The 17,362-nt window shown below is 55.4% G+C and carries 17 protein-coding genes; 11 read left to right on the top strand and 6 right to left on the bottom strand.

Going from position 1 to position 17,362, the window contains the following annotated elements; genetic code table 11:
• Window positions 1–53: 53 nt before the first annotated feature.
• The 4 genes from FWG96_02180 to FWG96_02195 form a co-directional block, all read right to left on the bottom strand.
• Window positions 54–1,262 carry a YcaO-related McrA-glycine thioamidation protein gene (locus FWG96_02180; protein ID MCL2032069.1) on the bottom strand — a complete coding sequence of 403 codons (1,209 nt, stop codon included), beginning with the start codon at window positions 1,260–1,262 and terminating at the stop codon, window positions 54–56.
• Between the two features lie 44 nt (window positions 1,263–1,306).
• Window positions 1,307–1,855 (bottom strand): hypothetical protein, encoded by a 549-nt coding sequence (locus FWG96_02185; protein MCL2032070.1) that lies wholly within the window; start codon window positions 1,853–1,855, stop codon window positions 1,307–1,309.
• A gap of 90 nt (window positions 1,856–1,945) precedes the next feature.
• Entirely contained in the window at window positions 1,946–2,269 is a 324-nt protein-coding gene (locus FWG96_02190) for a hypothetical protein (GenBank protein MCL2032071.1), read from the bottom strand.
• On the bottom strand, window positions 2,266–3,228 hold the full coding sequence (locus tag FWG96_02195) for a DUF2111 domain-containing protein (protein ID MCL2032072.1): 963 nt from the start codon (window positions 3,226–3,228) through the stop codon (window positions 2,266–2,268). The genes FWG96_02190 and FWG96_02195 overlap by 4 nt, the downstream gene beginning before the upstream one ends.
• Before the next feature lie 215 nt (window positions 3,229–3,443).
• On the opposite strand from FWG96_02195, the gene FWG96_02200 reads away from it, so the two are divergent.
• From FWG96_02200 to FWG96_02250, 11 genes are all read left to right on the top strand, one after another.
• A complete protein-coding gene (locus FWG96_02200; GenBank protein ID MCL2032073.1) occupies window positions 3,444–4,151 on the top strand; it encodes a suppressor of fused domain protein in 708 nt (235 codons plus the stop codon).
• A 280-nt stretch (window positions 4,152–4,431) separates the two neighbouring features.
• Entirely contained in the window at window positions 4,432–6,015 is a 1,584-nt protein-coding gene (atwA, locus tag FWG96_02205; protein MCL2032074.1) for a methyl coenzyme M reductase system, component A2, read from the top strand.
• 9 nt (window positions 6,016–6,024) lie between these two features.
• On the top strand, window positions 6,025–6,645 hold the full coding sequence (gene mcrC / locus FWG96_02210) for a methyl-coenzyme M reductase I operon protein C (GenBank protein ID MCL2032075.1): 621 nt from the start codon (window positions 6,025–6,027) through the stop codon (window positions 6,643–6,645).
• A complete protein-coding gene (locus FWG96_02215) occupies window positions 6,638–8,158 on the top strand; it encodes a methanogenesis marker 3 protein (protein MCL2032076.1) in 1,521 nt (506 codons plus the stop codon). Before mcrC ends, FWG96_02215 begins: the two co-directional genes overlap by 8 nt.
• Window positions 8,155–8,577 (top strand): methanogenesis marker protein 6, encoded by a 423-nt coding sequence (locus tag FWG96_02220; protein ID MCL2032077.1) that lies wholly within the window; start codon window positions 8,155–8,157, stop codon window positions 8,575–8,577. The genes FWG96_02215 and FWG96_02220 overlap by 4 nt, the downstream gene beginning before the upstream one ends.
• Window positions 8,574–9,008 carry a methanogenesis marker 5 protein gene (locus FWG96_02225; GenBank protein ID MCL2032078.1) on the top strand — a complete coding sequence of 145 codons (435 nt, stop codon included), beginning with the start codon at window positions 8,574–8,576 and terminating at the stop codon, window positions 9,006–9,008. Before FWG96_02220 ends, FWG96_02225 begins: the two co-directional genes overlap by 4 nt.
• Window positions 9,005–10,225, top strand: coding sequence for a methanogenesis marker 15 protein (locus tag FWG96_02230; GenBank protein ID MCL2032079.1), 1,221 nt, complete (start codon window positions 9,005–9,007; stop codon window positions 10,223–10,225). The genes FWG96_02225 and FWG96_02230 overlap by 4 nt, the downstream gene beginning before the upstream one ends.
• Before the next feature lie 9 nt (window positions 10,226–10,234).
• Entirely contained in the window at window positions 10,235–10,804 is a 570-nt protein-coding gene (locus FWG96_02235) for a methanogenesis marker 17 protein (protein MCL2032080.1), read from the top strand.
• Window positions 10,797–11,741, top strand: a complete 945-nt coding sequence (locus FWG96_02240) for a methanogenesis marker 7 protein (protein ID MCL2032081.1) — start codon at window positions 10,797–10,799, stop codon at window positions 11,739–11,741. Before FWG96_02235 ends, FWG96_02240 begins: the two co-directional genes overlap by 8 nt.
• On the top strand, window positions 11,731–12,153 hold the full coding sequence (locus FWG96_02245) for a GIY-YIG nuclease family protein (protein MCL2032082.1): 423 nt from the start codon (window positions 11,731–11,733) through the stop codon (window positions 12,151–12,153). Before FWG96_02240 ends, FWG96_02245 begins: the two co-directional genes overlap by 11 nt.
• Before the next feature lie 95 nt (window positions 12,154–12,248).
• Window positions 12,249–14,957, top strand: a complete 2,709-nt coding sequence (locus FWG96_02250) for an FAD-binding oxidoreductase (protein MCL2032083.1) — start codon at window positions 12,249–12,251, stop codon at window positions 14,955–14,957.
• 5 nt (window positions 14,958–14,962) lie between these two features.
• On the opposite strand, the gene FWG96_02255 is transcribed toward FWG96_02250, so the two are convergent.
• Together FWG96_02255 and guaA are read right to left on the bottom strand one after the other, a co-directional pair.
• Window positions 14,963–15,646, bottom strand: coding sequence for an HAD family hydrolase (locus FWG96_02255; protein MCL2032084.1), 684 nt, complete (start codon window positions 15,644–15,646; stop codon window positions 14,963–14,965).
• A 193-nt stretch (window positions 15,647–15,839) separates the two neighbouring features.
• Entirely contained in the window at window positions 15,840–17,360 is a 1,521-nt protein-coding gene (guaA, locus tag FWG96_02260) for a glutamine-hydrolyzing GMP synthase (GenBank protein MCL2032085.1), read from the bottom strand.
• Window positions 17,361–17,362 lie beyond the last annotated feature (2 nt).

Consider the following 17,362-nt stretch of genomic DNA (forward strand, 5'->3'; position numbering starts at 1 on the left):
CGCGGCGGTTATGCCGCGATGGTTTACGCAGATCGTAGGTCTCGGGACACCGCTCACGAAGGCCACATGCCGCGGAGCCTGGCGCCTTCTCTCTCCGGGTCCATGGTCGACACCTCAAGGCCCGGAACGGTCATTCTTACCACAGGTACTCCCGCCTCAGGTCTGGTAAGGTTGGAAACGATGACCATGTCGAACCCTGTTTTCACAAGCCTGTCGAGGACGACCTCTATGTCGTCCAGAACATAAGGGGTGGAAAGGTCCTTCATGTCCTTCAGGCGGACCTTCTCCTCAAGATCCGTATACCAGACCGTGTTCACGGTCTTGACCTTCTCGTATCCCATGTCCTTCGCTATCTTCAGCAGCCTCGCGTTGCCCTTCACGCCGTGTTTGTGGGTAGTCCTGCTTTGCGCTACTTCGGTGATGGCCCTTATGCAGGCTATCTCAGGGGACAGGTGGGTTCCGACGCCGATCGTAAGAAGCTCCGGGTCCTTTGTAACGGTGTCATCAGCGGCCGCGCCGATGGTCGGGATCCCTATATCATGTGTAAGGTCTTTGAGATGGATCTTTATGCCTTTATCTTCCATCTTCTTCAGAAGTCTTCCCGGCAGGGAATCCTCTTCCAAAACGACGTCGGCAAATGCCCTGCCCCGCTCCTCCGCCATTGACCAGGCGTCCCTTTCGATAAGTTCGAACAGTGCATGCAGTATCGCTTCTTCGATGGTGTTACCTGCGGCGATGCCGTTGGTGTGGTACCTGAACAGCGGAAGGTCACCGTCGGGGAAATAGGGATGGAAAACGCCGCACGCGGGGACCCATATGGGCGATCCCCTGAACATCTCGAACCCCTCGACCCAGGCTATCTCTGCCGTGTCATATATGTCAAGCGTCCTGTTTGGAAGGATAAGGTCCTTCGGGTCCACCGTAAGGCCCACTTTCTTGGCCTGTTCAAATGTCCCGTATACAAGTTCGTCAGTATCCCGCTGCTCAGCGCTGTATCTCTCCATGGCCTCCATCGCGGCAGACGCCTTCGCCTGCTCCGGGGTAGCACCTTTGCCGTTGTAGTTCTTGACCGCCCCCGCTGAGGCTCCTGGGCGGTCCACCGCGAACACCGGGATCCCAATATTGTCAAGGGGAGTGATGTCTTCAGGATCGCATATTCCCACCTGCGGAAGTATAGGGAGAACTCTTTCCAGGGTCTTTTCGGGAGGGATTATCCTAATCCCCGTCTCTGGCGAATATTTGGGGCATCTGTTCAGCATCATGAGTGCGGCAGGATTACTGTCATCTGATTTAACCGCATAGGGTATCAGAGGTCGTTATACCCCACAAGCACGCTTGCCAGCCTGGGATCGTCCTGAAGTTTGTAGTATGTTCTCATCATCAGATCGCAGGTCGGCGCGGGGCTGCATGAGATTACATCCTTGCAGCCGTTGCCCTCGTTCAGCTCCGGGAACGATACGGGAGGCATGATGAAGTTCTCCCCGCCCATCCCTTTGACGTTCGGGAACAGGACAAATGCATCCGAAAGCCATACGACATCCTCTCTGCCCAGATATTCTTTCGCATTGAAGGGAAATACCTCCAGCCCCATGACCTCTCCTTTGTCGGATATCAGGACCACCGTGGGCTCGGGAGGAGGCCTGAAACGGGGGTCCTTTATTATCGCGATGACGTGCTCTTTTCCGAGCGCCTCGCTGAACCCTTCGTTGCGCACGGCTATGCTGCCCATGGCCGTGACCTTCTCCTCTTCTTTTTTCATCTGGTCAAGGATCTCTTTGTTAAGGTAGAACGCGTTCACGACGCCCCTCATATTCCTTATTATTTCCAAAGGTTTACAGGTGGTTTCTTCCTTCATAAATAATAGGATGGAAAATAATTATAAACAGTTAACGATGAGAGACCGATAATGGGACGGCATCGCCACCGCTGTTGTGGGAGACGCCGTTCATTCTACTTTTATCGTGACGTCCCTTTTCAGACCTAGATCACCGGCGACCTCGATGGCCTTTATGACGCCGCAGGGCACGGGGCAGGCGGCGTGCGGTATGCAGTCGCTCGCATGCTTGTAGACCTCGGTCTTGTTCATCTCTTCTTCTACCTCGGTATAGGGGCATACGGACTTGAGGGTCCAGGACATCTTTAGTATATTGGGGCAGTCGCTTTGTATGTCGATATCGACCATCCCTGTGTCGGGGTTCGCCTTTGCCGTAATGACAGTTTTCATCTTGCATACGCCTGCGTCCACAGTGACCTTGCACTCATCGCTCATTCTTCATCACTCCTTAATCTGATCAAATTGTTTGTTCCGGCCATGCTCCTGATGTCAACGACACCTATCGCCGCTATCACTCTGTTGTCGAGCTCTATCGGCGTCACGATGACCCTTATTCCTTTATAAGGTCCGGATATTGCGACCTTCCTTATAGTGGTACCTGCATTAATTACTTCCTCAAGGACCGCGCCGGTGTATGCGTTGTCGATGACCTTTTCGTTCTCTATCCTTATACCCAGGTTGTCCCTGCTCTTCGCACAGACGGGAAGGCCTCCCACCAAATCGTGTATCGCGAAGGCAAGGGAAAGAAGCTCGCTCCCCGTGCTCCTCTGCGTGAGGACGTCGTCAAGCTCGCGCCGTATATGCAGCCCGCCCATGAGATCCAGGCCGGCGGTCACCGCGCCCAGCTCCGCCGCCTCTGTACTGGAGGCTGTGCCGATGATCACCACATCCCCGTCGCTGATGTCGAAACAGCCCCTGAGAGCGGCCTCCACGGCCTTGTCCACCGGATAGTATGAGCCGGGGAATATCAGCACGCCTTTGGAGCAGACAAGCGTGGTCGCACCTACCGCCCCCTTCTTTATAGCAGCGTCCCTCTCCTCGCATCCGAACTTGACATTCACGGCGGCGCCGGGGACCCTGACCGCACAATCCTTCTTGCCGATGGTCAGCTCGGGGAGGCTGACACTGTGCACATCCATCCGGATAGCCTTCCAAGTATCCATGCCTTCTTTGGTGAGGGAGACGCCGTTTTTGTTGATGGCGATCAGCCCGTCCTCATGCAACATGTTCAATATCGTCCTTGTGCTCCCTTCTCCTATATCCAAAAAGGATGCAAGGCTCTTCCTGCCCAGCGGGCTCTCCCGGCTTATGCAGTATAGTGTCTTCCATACATGGTAATCTCCGAACTTTGGTATCGGCCCCCCCAGCCTGGAAGCATTCCTGTATGCCATCATGGTTGTATATAACATCCAACCTAAAAAAGGTAACGTCCCGCAGATTACGGAATATATGGAGACGCACAGCCCTTTCTTCCGGACCTTGAGAATAACGCTTGCGTTTTTAAGAAAAACAATAAAGAACATGATGCCGGCGCGCCGGTCTCCGGAGACGCCGCCTAACACGGCTAGTAATATATTCCGCCGACAGTCGATTCTATTTAATCGTGCATATGTATAACGGCGCATCTGAAAAGAACATACTAGGGGGAAAGGCCATGGATCTGGAAGAATATAAGAAAAAAGCGGCTGAGCAGGACGACTGGGCTCCAGGCTGGGAAGCCATCGACGCGTGTCTTGAACCGATCTATCGGGATCAAAAGCCGCGGCACTTCGGTACGCACTTCCACGCCAGGGCCATCATGGGCGGCGACCAGTACCTGGACGGGTACAGCGTGTACGAATCGCCGCACGGGCATGTGCACATAGTGACCTACGGCATGTCGGAACTCTATACGAATGAGGAGTCCTTTGGCGGAGAATGGAGCAAATGGGGATATGAGATGACGATCCGGCTGCCGTCCTGCGGAGAAGCGGACTTCATGTGGGCCATCGATGTGCTGTCGAAACTGGCCCGTTATACCTACACGTCAAAAAGGTTCCTGGAGCCTATGCAGTACATATCCGGCGGCGGCAACCCCATCAAAGCGGAATCAGACACCAAGCTGACCGGGCTGCTAGTGATCAATGATCCGGAACTGTCGGGAACGGATACTCTGTACGGGCGGCTGGACTTCCTGCAGCTGGTCGGCATAACGCAGCCGGAGCTGGATGCGGTAATCGCAGACCCAGACCAAGCCAGGACGCTGACGGAGAATATGCGTAAGGACGATCCTTTTTTCGTCACAGACCTCGGCCGCACCAAGAACTACATTGGGTAATTCGGTTTCCCCGGTCTCTGTGATCACCGGAAAACACCATATTCCCGACCCTGCTCCGTCGATCCGTTTTGTATGGTCGTTCCGCTGTCGTGTTAGGATCCCGTTGCGGATGGAGTTGTTATCTGCAGTAGACCCACAGCTTTAAACGACCTGTGCTGTGGGACATTATCACTTTTCTATGAGTTGAGCGGAAAGGATGCGGAATGTACACGCGCACACGCATGCGGATGAGAGACCGCGTCTCACCACACTTTATATCTTTTGTAGGCTTTGTCAGTGCATGGTAGAGCCGGTCGATCTTTTGACCATTGAGAATGTGACCAAGACCTTCAACGGAAGAACCGTCCTTAACAACGTAAGCGCAAAGATCTCGACAGGGAAGGTGCTGGGACTAATAGGGAAGAGCGCGGCGGGAAAAAGCGTACTCATCCACATGATCCGCGGCAGCGAGGGATACGGTCCGGACTCCGGACGCATACTGTATCACGTGAACCGCTGCCCCAAATGCGGTAACATGGACCTTCCCGTTTCCGGCGCCAAATGCTCGAAATGCGGCGCAGAGACCAAAGCCGAGAGCATAGATTTCTGGGGCCTGAAAGAACATGACCCGGTCAGGGATGAGCTCAAAGGCCACATAGCGATAATGATACAGAGGACATTCGCATTGTTCGGAGACAAATCCGTGGTGGAGAACATCTTGGAGGCGTTGGACGCAAACGACCCGAAACGCGTGGACAAGGCGGTCGCGCTGCTGGAATTTGTCAACATGACCCACCGCGCGACGCACATAGCCAGGGACCTGTCCGGAGGGGAGAAGCAGAGGATCGTGATGGCCAGACAACTGGCCAAAGAGCCGCTGTTCTTCTTGGCGGACGAGCCGACCGGAACATTGGACCCCTACACCTCGGCGCTTATCCACGAAAGACTCGTGGAGTATGTGAGGAAACACAACATATGCATGGTCCTGGCGTCGCACTGGCCGGAAGCGGTCGTTGAGATGTCCGACCACGCCTTGTGGCTGGATGCGGGCAATGTCATTATGGAAGGGAACCCGAGGGAAGTAACGGATAAGTTCATGGAAGAATACCGCTTCGAAAAGTCCGCCGGAAAGGAAGTGGGCGAACCCCTCATCGTTCTGGAGAACGCTATAAAGCATTACTTCTCCGTTTCGAGAGGAGTGGTCAAAGCGGTCGACGGCATAAGCCTCGATATCAAAGAAAAGGAGATATTCGCGCTGGTGGGGCTGTCCGGAGCAGGTAAGACCACCACGTCAAGGATGATAGCGGGAATGACACCCGCAACCTCCGGCAAAGTGAAAGTAAGGATAGGGGACGACTGGGTGGACATGTCGGAGGCCGGGCTCGCCGGCAAAGGAAGGGCCACGCCGTACATAGGGTTCCTGCACCAGGAGTATACCCTCTATCCATTTGACACGGTGCTTCAGAATCTTTCCACATCCATTGGGATGAAGATGCCCGCCGAACTTGCGAAGATGAAGGCCATACAGGTGCTCTTCAGCGTGGGTTTCCCGAAAAAGGACATGGAGAAGATACTTTACGCATACCCTGATTCGCTGAGCGTCGGCGAATGTCAGAGGATAGCCTTCGCCCAGGTGCTCATCAAAGAGCCGAAGATAATAATCCTGGACGAGCCGACCGGCACCATGGATCCGATCACCAAGGTCATAATCGCGAAGTCCGTGCTCAAAGCCAGGGATACGCTGGACGAGACGTTCGTCGTCGTGAGCCACGACATGGATTTCATCACGAACTGCTGCGACCGCGCCGCATTCATCAAGAACGGCAAGATCGTCGACATAGGCTCGCCGGACAAGATAATCAGCGAGTTCGACAGGCAGCAGTGAGTTGATCCTATGAAAAAACAGATCGGCAGGCACCTAAGTTTCGTTGAGTGCAGGGAGTCGATGGGCCTGGGCGTCGGCGGGGGAATGGCGCAGAGGGCGACGATATCCGAAAGCGGCATGGACGTCGTGGTGGTGGCGATGGGCCCCGGAAGGAGGCATATAACCAAGCCGGTCTGCGAGATAACCTACGCTCTGAGAGAAGAAGGCATAGACACGAGCGTCCTTGTCGTGAACGCCGGTTCCGGGGTGCCGGCCGATGCGCCCGACATGACCACGACCTCTTACTTCGGTCTTGATCCGATAGAGGTCGAGAGGATACAGCAATACAAGCTTGCGATAATACACCTCGGCAACGTAAGGCAGCACATAATATACAAAGCAAGACTGATCCTGAGGAATGTGGACATCCCGGCGGTGGTGGTAGCGCAGGCGCCGGTGGATTATGAGGACTTTGCGGCCATCGGCATAAGGACGAAGAGGGTCATGCCTTCCGATGAGGATATCAAAACCCGCGGGGAGATAAAAGAGATCGTGACGGGAGTCATCAGAGGAGTGACCGCGCCGCAGGATAAGCTGGACGAGATAGTTTCTAAGGTGCAGAAAGCGCTGCCGCCCCGGGGTGATGAGTGACATGAAGGTCATCGTGAACGGGAAGGACAAGGACCTGAAGGACGGCGCGGTGCTCAAGGACGCCGTGAAGGGCGAGGCCCATTATCCCGATTCTATCATATCGATCCGCCTCTCCACCGAGAGGCTGGTCGAGGAGACGGACGACTTCGAGCTTTTGACGTCGAAAGGATCGATGGTCATCCACCTTGACGATACCGACGGCGCGAAACTTTGGAAGTCCTCGATATCAAAGATAAAAGGCGCGACCACAAGATGGTCCACCAGGGAGATAGTGGCCTTTGGCTCTTTCCCGACGGACATCCCCATGGACAGGGCGGAAAGGCAGTACAGGAGATATGACTGCTTCTTCACGCTCGGCGGGTTCGATAATCACACCACTTATATGATGATCGCAAAGAAGGACCATGTCAGATCCTACGGCGCCAATATCGGCAACATAGGGAGGGTGACCCTCGGGAGACATGTACTGGAGGCGATGGCCGAGGGGGAGGAACTGATCGGGATCCGGCCGATAGTCTCCGAGGCAAGCAGCGAGAACATAATCGTCACCAAAGATCCGGAACATCCCCTGGAGGCCGGTTATTCGATAGACACGAACGTTCTGATAAAGCTTGACGCAGGGTCCCCGGCATCCGCAGAGCAGATATTGGCGATAGCTTCGAAAGGGTATGTCAACATCACGCACTCGTCCGGAACGCTGACGGGATGCAGCGACGATCTGGATGTGAAGATACCGGACGAGAGCCACTCCACCAGGGAGAAAGGGAGCGTAGCGGTAAGGAACACGGGACACGGCACAGGACACATACTCTTCTACAAAGAAAGGAGGCAGTCCAGTCCGGCGCATAACAGCGCGGGGACGGTAGCGAGGGGGATAGGGATAATATCCGAGGCCGCCAAGGGAGACAAGGTCACGGTGGTCACGGAGCCGGTGAGGGCCCTCTCGGTGGGCATGACGCAGTCGGAGGGGGAAAAATTCCTTTTGGAGCTTGGTCTGAAACAGAAGAGGACCGGTAACGCATCCGACGATGCGGTCATAGTTGACCAGGCCCCGGAGGCAACGCTCAAGGCGATATCGGACGGGCTTGTAGAGACGTTCGGCGTTCCGAAGGAGAAGGTGTTCAGGATACAGCTGGACGAGTCCCGCCAAAGCGACGTCTATTATTTCAGAAAGGTCACCGGCCTCAGCCATAAGCCGGTCGGCACGCTCAAGACGCAGTTCTCGTTCCCCGGGATGCCGATGGTAACGTTCTACGGGGACGAGGAAAGATCGAAGAACCTTTTCCCCCAGGAACCGTTCAAAAAATGCAAAAAAGGAGACATCGGGATAACGAACCAGTCGAGGCCGCACCACGGACTCATCGGGGTCAGGCTCGGGGACAGCAAAGAATACGGCCCTACGGGAGAAGAGCCGTACGGAACGAACCTTGTCGGCAGGTTCCTCGGCGATCTCGCCAAATTGGGTGAGACAGAGGAAGAAGAGATCATCTACATAGTGGAGGAGAAACGATGAGCGAGGAAAGGGAGACCAGGATAATCATGATATCCCCCAATTCAATGATAACGCCTGACCAGCTGGTCAGGGAGATGCATGCGATGGGGAAGGAAGTGACGGCTAAAGAGACATGCTACGGAACGGTCCTGGAGGGCCCCAGAGCGCCCGTCAGGGAAGTGCTGGCGGCAATAAGGGAAAAGTATCCCTATGATGTCTATTCAAAAGTAAGGGCGTACCCCGCAGGGGACCCGAGGAGGTGCCGCGCGCAGCACGGCACAAGGCCCGGGTTCGCACAGCTGGAAGCGGAATGGGAGGCCCTTCCCATGATACAGCATGGTTTACAGAGCTGCGACAGAGGAGACGGTTTCGAGGTCCCAAAGGAAAAAGAGAAATTTCCAGCAGAAGAATTCAAAAAGATATGTGAGGCAAGCCGATGAAAGTATTCATAGATCCGCCGAACAGCCTTATCCTGTTCGATCTGGTAGAGAGATTCGGGCATGAGCCCTTGGCCGCGATGGCCCCGATCCAAGAAAGGATAGACATGGCCGAACTGGACATGCCGCCGATGAACGTCACCCTGGACGATGTGGTCAGAGGCCTCAAGTATGCGGGGATCGAGGTCCCCTCCGGAATAAGAGGGAGGCTCGCGCTCTGGGGCCCGCTGATCGACGAGGCGGACGCCGCGGTGTCAATGCTGGAGCCGGCCTTCAACTTCGGATGCGTCGGGTGCGAGAGGTCCAACGAGATGGTGAAATATCTGATACGCCGGAGGGGGATCCCGTATCTGACTATCAAATACCCCGAGAACGAGGAAGAAGCTAAGGCCGCCGTCGGCCTCATGAAGGAATTCCTGGAGGGACTCAAATGATAAAGATCGCACAACTGTCATGCGGGACCGAGTACAGCAGCGTCCAGTATGAGGTGGAGAAGGCGGCGCGTTCGGTCGGGGCCAAAGTGGTCTATCCCGATGTGTCCTATGCGGATGTGAACGAGGCCGTGAAAAGGTTCGGCTTCAACCCCCGCTCACCGCAGCTGAAACTGATGATAGCGAGGGCGGCCCGTCTCGCCGACGAGAGATATGACGCCGACGCGGTATTCATAACCACATGCTTCAGATGCGCCGAGGCCGCGCTTGTAAGGAATGAACTTAGACGGTTCATCCAGGAGAACACGAAGCTTCCGGTCGTCACATACTCGTTCACCGAGAGGCTCAAAGCCGCGCAGCTGCTTACCAGAATGGAGGCCCTGGTCACAATAGTGACAAGGAAGGACGTTCTGGCAAGAGAGAGGCAGACCGGGCTGACGGCGGGCGTCGACTCCGGATCGAGCACCACCAAGGCAGTGGTAATGGAGAACAACAAGATCATAGGGAAGGATTGGACCCCGTCGGGGGATGTGGTCCAGACGGCGACAGCCGTCCTCGGGAATGCCATGAAGGAGGCTGGCGTAGAGCTCAAACAGATAGAGGCGCTGGGCGTTACCGGGTACGGGAGATACACCCTCGGCAAACACTTCAACGCAAAGCTGATCCAAGAGGAACTGACAGTGAACTCGAAGGGCGCCGTGTGGCTTGCCGACAGGCAGCGGGGGGAGGCCACCATACTGGACATCGGAGGGATGGACAACAAGGCCATAACCGTAAGGGACGGGGTCCCTGACAATTTCACAATGGGAGGCATATGCGCCGGCGCATCCGGACGTTTCCTGGAGATGACATGCAAGAGACTGAGGATCGAGATCGAGGACCTCGGCAAGCTCGCCGATAAAGGGAACTGGCGCAACGCGAAGATGAATTCATATTGTTCAGTGTTCGGGATACAGGACCTGGTGACCACTCTGAGCGACGGGAAATCCTTTGAGGACGTGGCCGCCGCCGCCTGTCACTCGGTCGCCGAACAGGTATATGAACAGCAGCTGCAGGAGATAGACGTCCGCCGCCCGATAATACAGGTGGGCGGAACATCCCTCATATCCGGGCTGGTGACCGCCGTGGGCGAGGTGCTCGGCGAGAGGCCGATCGTTCCTCCCAACTCCCAGTATATAGGGGCGCTCGGCGGAGCGCTGCTCAGCTCAGGGTTCCTTTGAGGTGTGCGGATGGACATAGAGACGGTAGCGGAGGACAAGTTCGGAGCGGCGTCGTACGAGAACCTGTTCAGGGAGATAATGTCCGATATAGGCAAGGCCTTCCAGATGGAGAAGGCCCTGCTGGTCCTCAGACCGGAGATACCTCTGTTCATCTTTTCGATAAGGCTGAGGACGGAGCCCGCCAGCAGAACAGTCGCCGACGTTTCCAACATCCGGACGGAGGGCGGTACGATCCACATCACCATCACCGACGAGAGATATGCCCCCGACATCCTGAGGGAGCTGTGGGCAAGATTCGGCAGGGACAGCGTGAGGCAGCAGACAAGGTTCGACATGGAAGTTGACGGCGCGCCGGAGAACGAGGTGGGATCCATCGTGGTGGCGTCAGGGGAGGAGTACATGAAGGAGATCGTCGGATCGATATGGAGATCGATGCCGGAAGGCATCAGGAACCGCCAAACATACATCGACGGGCCGGTGATAACCGTGGTGGCCACCGAAGAGGTATTCGAGCCCCATATGCTGGAAGAAGGCATGGGCTTCCACAGGAAAATGACGGAAGGTGGAAAAGATGTTTGAGGTCCTGATGTACGACGGGGGAGTATACAGGGCGGAAGAGCTCATCGAACTCGTAGAGGACGTCGGAGGGGTCATCATCCAGAAGACAAGGTCCTCACAGATGATGACGATCACAATGTCCATACCGGAAGAGGACCGGAATTCAATAACGGAATTCTGCAAAGAGATAGGCGGAGAGGTCAGGGCCGTTCCGCTGGCGGGGACCGAGATAGCGGTCGTGGGCCCGACCCTCGGACGGCACCATATGCCGCATCCCATATGCGACATCGCGGAGCACCTCAGGAGACAGGGCGCGATCACCGTTGTCATGGGGCTTGCGAGAGGGAGAGGCAAACTGACCGCCCAGATAAGCATGGAAGAGAAGATGATCGTCGACGAGTACGACGCCGCAATATTCTCGCTGGGTAATTTCAAAGCGTGCGTAGAGGCGAAGATGGACCTGCTCAGCGGCGTGAAGGTGCCGACAATATTGGTATCCGGTCCGAAACCGGACGGCGCCGAGGGGAAGTGCGACGCGGTCGTGCACGGGGTCGGAAGGAAGGCGGCAAGAATGAGGACCCCTCCGGAAAGGGAGAAGCTGGATGAGATCGCCGACAATGTGGAAAAGGTCCTGAAGGATAAGAAAAGGCTTCTGGATGAGGATCCTCTCTTCATACACCCGGCGGAGATAAAGCGGCTTCTCGAAGAGTACGAACCGGTCGACATGTGCCTCAGGCCCGCGCCGGTCGTCCTGCATCTGGACGGCCTGAGGGTCAAGATAGGGTACGACGAGCATCATAAGAATATAGAAAAAATGGAGATATACGGCCGCAGGATCGGAGACATATGCAGGCTGTCCCCTTCCAAGATCAACGACAGCAGCATAATCATCAGGATAAAGACGCGGTCGGAGGTCCTGCAGGAAGACTCGAAGAGAAAGGGTGCGGATGATCCGTAAAGGAACGTATGTCCTGATATTCGACCTCCCCGACATTCGGGTAAAAGTGGGAGCTCTGGGTATGGTCGATCTGAAAAGGGGGACATATTGTTATGTGGGCAGCGCGATGAATGGTCTCGACCAGAGGATAAGCAGACATCTCTCTGAGAACAAGAAGACACACTGGCACATTGATCATCTGACAAAAGAATGCTGCAGGATCGAGGCGTATGAGGCCGTACAGCCGGGAATGACGGAATGTGCGCTCGTCGGCATTGTGGAGAAGAACGGAGGAGCGGGCGCCGTGAAAGGATTCGGGTGTTCGGACTGTAAATGTGTCACGCACCTCTTCTTTTTGGAGGGGGGATCGGAGGAAAGACTTCGTTCCGACCCTCGTTTGATACGGCATGTCAGGCAACATGTACGCGGCTGATGCCAGTGAGCTATGCCATCTGCACAACCCTTATAATATATCATTCGCTACCCGCTTTTAATCAAAGCCGCGCTTTAAGGGCACGGGGGCAAGTCATGAATTCATCGAATGGGAACAAACCGGAAGCGAACGCAGATTTTATCGAAGCGACCAGAATGATGATCGGAAACGAGAATGTCAAGATATGCGACAGCAGGTGCGAAAGCGCAGACATATGCGTAATGCCGGACAATACGGAGGACATCTCCAAGGTGATCGCCGTTGCGAGGAAATACGGAGTCAGCGTGGCCTCAAGCAACAACCCTTCCTGGTCACTGGACGGAACAAAGAACGCCGGCGGAGTACTCGTCGATCTGTCGAAGCTCAACAAAATAATAAACATCGATCCCGTTGCGATGACCGTAAGGGCCGGAGCGGGATGCACGTTCGAATCCCTGATTGAAGAATGTTCGAAGAAAGGTTTCTCACTCGGTTCATACCCCTTCGACAGGTCATCCGCCGTCGGAACATGGGCGGTGTCGAACCAAATCGGCTACGGATCATACAAATATGGCGGCCCCAGGGACAATGTCGTCAACCTTCAGGCGGTGGTCGGGGACGCATCGATAATAGAGACGGGGTACGACAACATAGGCTACTACATGTCGGGATACAACCTCACGCAGATGTTCTCCGGATCACAGGGAACCCTTGGGGTTGTGACCGAAGTAACACTGAAATTGGTCCCCAAAGGGGTCAGCAGGTTCGCCGCATATGGTTTCGCCGCCATTGAAGGCTTGCAGGATGCGGTCAAGAAGATCATCCAGCACCCCAGCATAAAGCCGCGCAGCATAGCCTGGTGCGCGGAAGATAAAATGATCGCTCTCGAATTGGACGGCGCTGAGGGTTCCGTCGATCTGGAAGAAAGGTCTCTGGATTCGATCATGGAAAGCATCCAGGCCGTAAAGGCGGCCAAGGAGGATGCGTGCAAGATGTGCAGCGCGATATGCGGTTCCAAATCTGCTATGGCTAAAGCGATAGTTCCGGTAAAGAACCTGAAGGACCTCATCACCGCATGCGGCGGGAGGGCATATGGCACCATCGCCGACAGCAGCACAGCCTTTGTGATATCGTCGGACGGCCTTCTTGTCGAAAAGGCGGCAAAGCTCGGAGGCAGGGCCCCGGAGTTCGACTCGTTCAAATGGAACCCCTCCTCGCTTGAGGAAAAAGAGCAAACAAACCTTGAGAGGGAGGTCACTCCGAAGATAATATCGGCCCTGGAGGAGGCGGTCGGAAAAAGCAATGTCACCACCAACGGCGTTGACATGATATTGTACAGCAAGGACATGGCGCCGCTGCCGAAGGAGGCGGGCATAGCGTTCAAGAACATTCCGGACGTGGTAGTGAGGCCGTCGTCAGTGCGCCAGATATCCGAAGTGGTGAAGATCGCCCACAGGCACGGCATACCGGTGATCCCCAGAGGCAATTCGTCGTGGGGGCTGGGAGGATGCATGCCTACAAACGCGGGCATCGTCGTGGACATGTCCTCGAAATTCAACAAGGTCATGGAGATAAACACCGAGGAACTGTACGTGAAAGCGGGGGCCGGATGCACATGGAAAAATCTGCTCGAAACGTGCATGAAAAAAGGCTACATCATAGGATCATACCCGTCAAGCTTCCCCTCGGCGACCCTGGGCGCATGGATCGCCACAAACGGGATGGGTATCGGATCGTACAAATACGGAGGGGCGAAGGACAATATACTGAACATGGAAGTGGTCCTCTCAGACGGAACGATACTCGAGACGGGCGACAGTCACATGGGATCGTACAACACGGGATACAACCTTAACCAGATATTCTCCGGTTCCGAGGGAACGCTTTGCGTATTCGGAACGGTCACTTTCAGGATCTATCCAATGGGAGTCATCAGGCCGACGGCTTACTGCTATCAGAACCTGAAGGACATGCACGAGACCATACAGAAACTGGTAAACCATCCCAGCATCAGGCCGCTGCATGTGGCCTTCTCGGATGAGATGCACTTCGCCAACCAAAGGAAGGCGGGCGTGCATGCGCCTGACACGAAGAACCTTCTCCTTCTCACGCTGCAAGGGGATAAAGACTTTGTCGAGCGGGACATAGCGGAACTGGATGTCATCGCGGCGGAGCTCGGAGGAGTGAGGATCGCCGACTCCATAGCCGAGCACGAATGGGAAGAGAGATGCTATGAGTTCAGAGCGAGGAAGGTCGGCGTCGGAGAGATACCCGCTGAGATCATTGTTCCGGTCTCGATATGGGGAGAGTTCACGGACGAGTGTTACGACGGCTTCAAGAAGATGAAGATGGAGCCCGGAGGGGTCATCGGCGTGATAGTGGACCGCAACACGACCATGTTCATGCCTTATTACTTCAAGGACGACGAGTCCATGCTGGGAATGACGGCTTTTGCGTTCAACTTCTATCTTGGCGACAGGGCTGTGAAGTACGGGGGAAGGACCACCGGATTCGGTGTGTTCTTCGCATGGAACCTGGACAATATACACGATGCAGCCACCGTAAGATACATGAGAGAGATGAAGACGCAGTTCGACCCGCGCGACGTGATAAACCCCGGACACCTGGTCTGCGGTACGACAAGGTTCGGCATAAAGATGGGCAAACAGCTCATGGGGATCGGCAGCGCCATGATACAGGCGGTAAAGAAACTCATGCCCGCGAACACCACCTTTGCGGACAACAAGAAGAGGTTCAGATACAATGAGCTCGAACGCCGCAAAGATGCGGACAGGACCCACAAGCTCGGCGACGGGACCGAATAAACTTTTTACTTGATCATTTCAAGGATCGATGCGACCCCCTCAACGACGGGTATGTCCGGATCGATCCTTTTCCAGCTTTCAAGAGTGTTTCCGCCCGTGAGCACTCCGTAAAATCCGGCGCCGGAGTCTCTGGCCGTAAGCCAATCCATTTTGCTGTCGCCGATGAAGAGTATCTCTTCGGGTCTGACCCCCAATGCGTTACCAAGATTGACCATCGCTTTGGGGGAAGGCTTCGCCTCGTTATCAGGAAAATCATCCCGGGCAATTATCACGTCGAAGAGGTCGAGCACATTGTTCTTTCTGAGTATGAACTCGGCATATGAATGCCCCCCTTTTGTCAATATGCCGGTCTTATAGCCTTTCTTACGCAGATCGCCGACCGCCTCCGCCGCTCCGTCGAACGGTTTGGATACATCCGCATGTTCCATTTCTATCATCGTAGAACGGCCCGCGATGCGTTTGCGCAGTGAAAGGGCATCATTCCCCCTTCCGTTCCTCTTCAGCCAATCTATGCCGCTTTCCAGTTCGCCGGCCGTACCTTCCGTTCTGACGACAGCGTGCTCCGGGACCCCGATCTCCATCAGCTCGTCAAAAACGGCATTGGCCAGCTTGACATAGTCTATTTTAGTGCACATGAATGTTCCGTCCATGTCTAAGCCGACAGCTTTGTATCGGGGGTCCAATGCCATGAGAATAGATTGCGATGCTTTTTATTAACTTTGGGATGGACGACCGTCAGCGAGGCCAATATCCGGAACTCATGCAGATCTGGTCCTTATTGCGGCCCGAGTCCCTGTTTGCGCACATAAAGGCGACCGAAGTACAGATGACAGCAGGCCTCCCCGACGCCGGCGGGCCTGGTATTTGTTCGTAAATGCCCGTTCACTCCCATTCAACCGTGGCCGGAGGCTTCGATGTTATATCATAGACCACGCGGCTTACGGACGGTATCTCGGCCGTGATGCGCGACGATATTTTGTTCAGCGTTCTGTGAGACAGCGGAGAATAATCGCATGTCATGAAATCATCGGTCGTAACGGCCCGGACCGCGATGACCCGGTCGTACGTCCTGTCATCGCCCTTGACGCCCACCGAACGGGTATCGGTCAGAACGGCGAAGTATTGGTCCGGCCGTTTTCTCATGCCGTCGATCTCTTCCCTAAGGATGGCGTCGGCCTTTTTCAGGATATCCAGTTTATCTTCGGAAACCTCGCCCATAACGCGGACGGCAAGCCCCGGTCCGGGGAACGGCTGGCGCTTTACAAAGGATGAGGGCAGTCCTAATTTTTTGCCGATGGCCCTGACCTCGTCCTTGAAAAGTCCTGACAGCGGCTCAATGATCTCTGCGAACGCAAGGTTGTCCGGAAGTCCCCCGACATTATGGTGGCTCTTTATGGTCGCGCCATGTCCGCCGCCGGATTCGACTATATCGGGGTATATGGTCCCTTGTGCTAAAAAGCGGATATCTCCGAGTTTTGCGGCCTCCTCTTCAAAAACACGGACGAACTCTTCCCCAATTACCTTCCGCTTCGTCTCCGGATCAGTGATCCCCTTTAATTTGGAAATAAATCTTTTCTGTGCGTTGACCCGTATGAAGGAAAGCTGCCGGTCTGAGAACAACCTTTCCACTTCGTCCCCCTCATTCAGCCGCATGAGGCCGTGATCGACGAAAACGCAGATAAGCTGCCCCGGTACGGCCTTGGAAAGCAGACCTGCGCATACCGACGAATCGACGCCGCCGGACAGGGCGAGAAGTATCCGTTCGGTTCCGACCTTTTCCCGTATACATCTGATCTGATCATCCATGAAGTCTTCCAGTCTGTGGTCCCCCGAGGCGCCGCAGACGTCGTACAGGAATCTTCGGATGATCTCCCGCCCCCCGTCTGTATGTTTGGCCTCAGGATGGAACTGCACGCCGTAGAGCTTCCTCCCCGCATCCTCACAGGCGGCGGCACAGGAGGATGTGGCAGCCGTCATAACGAAACCTTCCGGGAGGCGTGTCACCACGTCCCCGTGGCTCATCAGTGCGTCGAAGGGCTTGTCAGTGCGGCCGAACAGCGCTGACTGTCTCAGGACGGTCACAGCGGCCCGCCCGTATTCCCCCGCACCGCCGGGAGCGACCTCGCCACCTAGCATGCGGCACATCATCTGCATGCCGTAGCATATGCCGAGAACGGGTATACCCAGGCCGAAAAGCTCTGGATCGCATAAAGGCGAACCGGGCGCATACGCACTCTTCGGCCCGCCCGTCAGAATGATACCGACAGGGTCCAGGCGCCGGATCTCATCAGCATTGATGTCTCCCGGCATTATCTCGGAGTAAATGGACAGTCCTCTGACAGTGCTAGCGATCAGTTCCTTATATTGGCCGCCGAAGTCGAGTATCAGCACAAGTTCGCTCATTC

Source organism: Candidatus Methanoplasma cognatum (assembly GCA_009777615.1).
Taxonomy (GTDB): domain Archaea; phylum Thermoplasmatota; class Thermoplasmata; order Methanomassiliicoccales; family Methanomethylophilaceae; genus Methanoplasma; species Methanoplasma cognatum.

Coding starts and splice junctions, on each gene's coding strand:
- FWG96_02245 (MCL2032082.1), top strand. CDS start 11,731: ATGATCCGTAAAGGAACGTATGTCCTGATATTCGACCTCCCCGACATT.
- FWG96_02235 (MCL2032080.1), top strand. CDS start 10,235: ATGGACATAGAGACGGTAGCGGAGGACAAGTTCGGAGCGGCGTCGTAC.
- guaA (MCL2032085.1), bottom strand. CDS start 17,360: ATGAGCGAACTTGTGCTGATACTCGACTTCGGCGGCCAATATAAGGAA.
- FWG96_02225 (MCL2032078.1), top strand. CDS start 8,574: ATGAAAGTATTCATAGATCCGCCGAACAGCCTTATCCTGTTCGATCTG.
- FWG96_02190 (MCL2032071.1), bottom strand. CDS start 2,269: ATGAGCGATGAGTGCAAGGTCACTGTGGACGCAGGCGTATGCAAGATG.
- FWG96_02220 (MCL2032077.1), top strand. CDS start 8,155: ATGAGCGAGGAAAGGGAGACCAGGATAATCATGATATCCCCCAATTCA.
- mcrC (MCL2032075.1), top strand. CDS start 6,025: ATGAAAAAACAGATCGGCAGGCACCTAAGTTTCGTTGAGTGCAGGGAG.
- FWG96_02250 (MCL2032083.1), top strand. CDS start 12,249: ATGAATTCATCGAATGGGAACAAACCGGAAGCGAACGCAGATTTTATC.
- atwA (MCL2032074.1), top strand. CDS start 4,432: ATGGTAGAGCCGGTCGATCTTTTGACCATTGAGAATGTGACCAAGACC.
- FWG96_02240 (MCL2032081.1), top strand. CDS start 10,797: ATGTTTGAGGTCCTGATGTACGACGGGGGAGTATACAGGGCGGAAGAG.
- FWG96_02180 (MCL2032069.1), bottom strand. CDS start 1,262: ATGATGCTGAACAGATGCCCCAAATATTCGCCAGAGACGGGGATTAGG.
- FWG96_02215 (MCL2032076.1), top strand. CDS start 6,638: ATGAGTGACATGAAGGTCATCGTGAACGGGAAGGACAAGGACCTGAAG.
- FWG96_02200 (MCL2032073.1), top strand. CDS start 3,444: ATGTATAACGGCGCATCTGAAAAGAACATACTAGGGGGAAAGGCCATG.
- FWG96_02230 (MCL2032079.1), top strand. CDS start 9,005: ATGATAAAGATCGCACAACTGTCATGCGGGACCGAGTACAGCAGCGTC.
- FWG96_02195 (MCL2032072.1), bottom strand. CDS start 3,228: ATGATGGCATACAGGAATGCTTCCAGGCTGGGGGGGCCGATACCAAAG.
- FWG96_02255 (MCL2032084.1), bottom strand. CDS start 15,646: ATGGCATTGGACCCCCGATACAAAGCTGTCGGCTTAGACATGGACGGA.
- FWG96_02185 (MCL2032070.1), bottom strand. CDS start 1,855: ATGAAGGAAGAAACCACCTGTAAACCTTTGGAAATAATAAGGAATATG.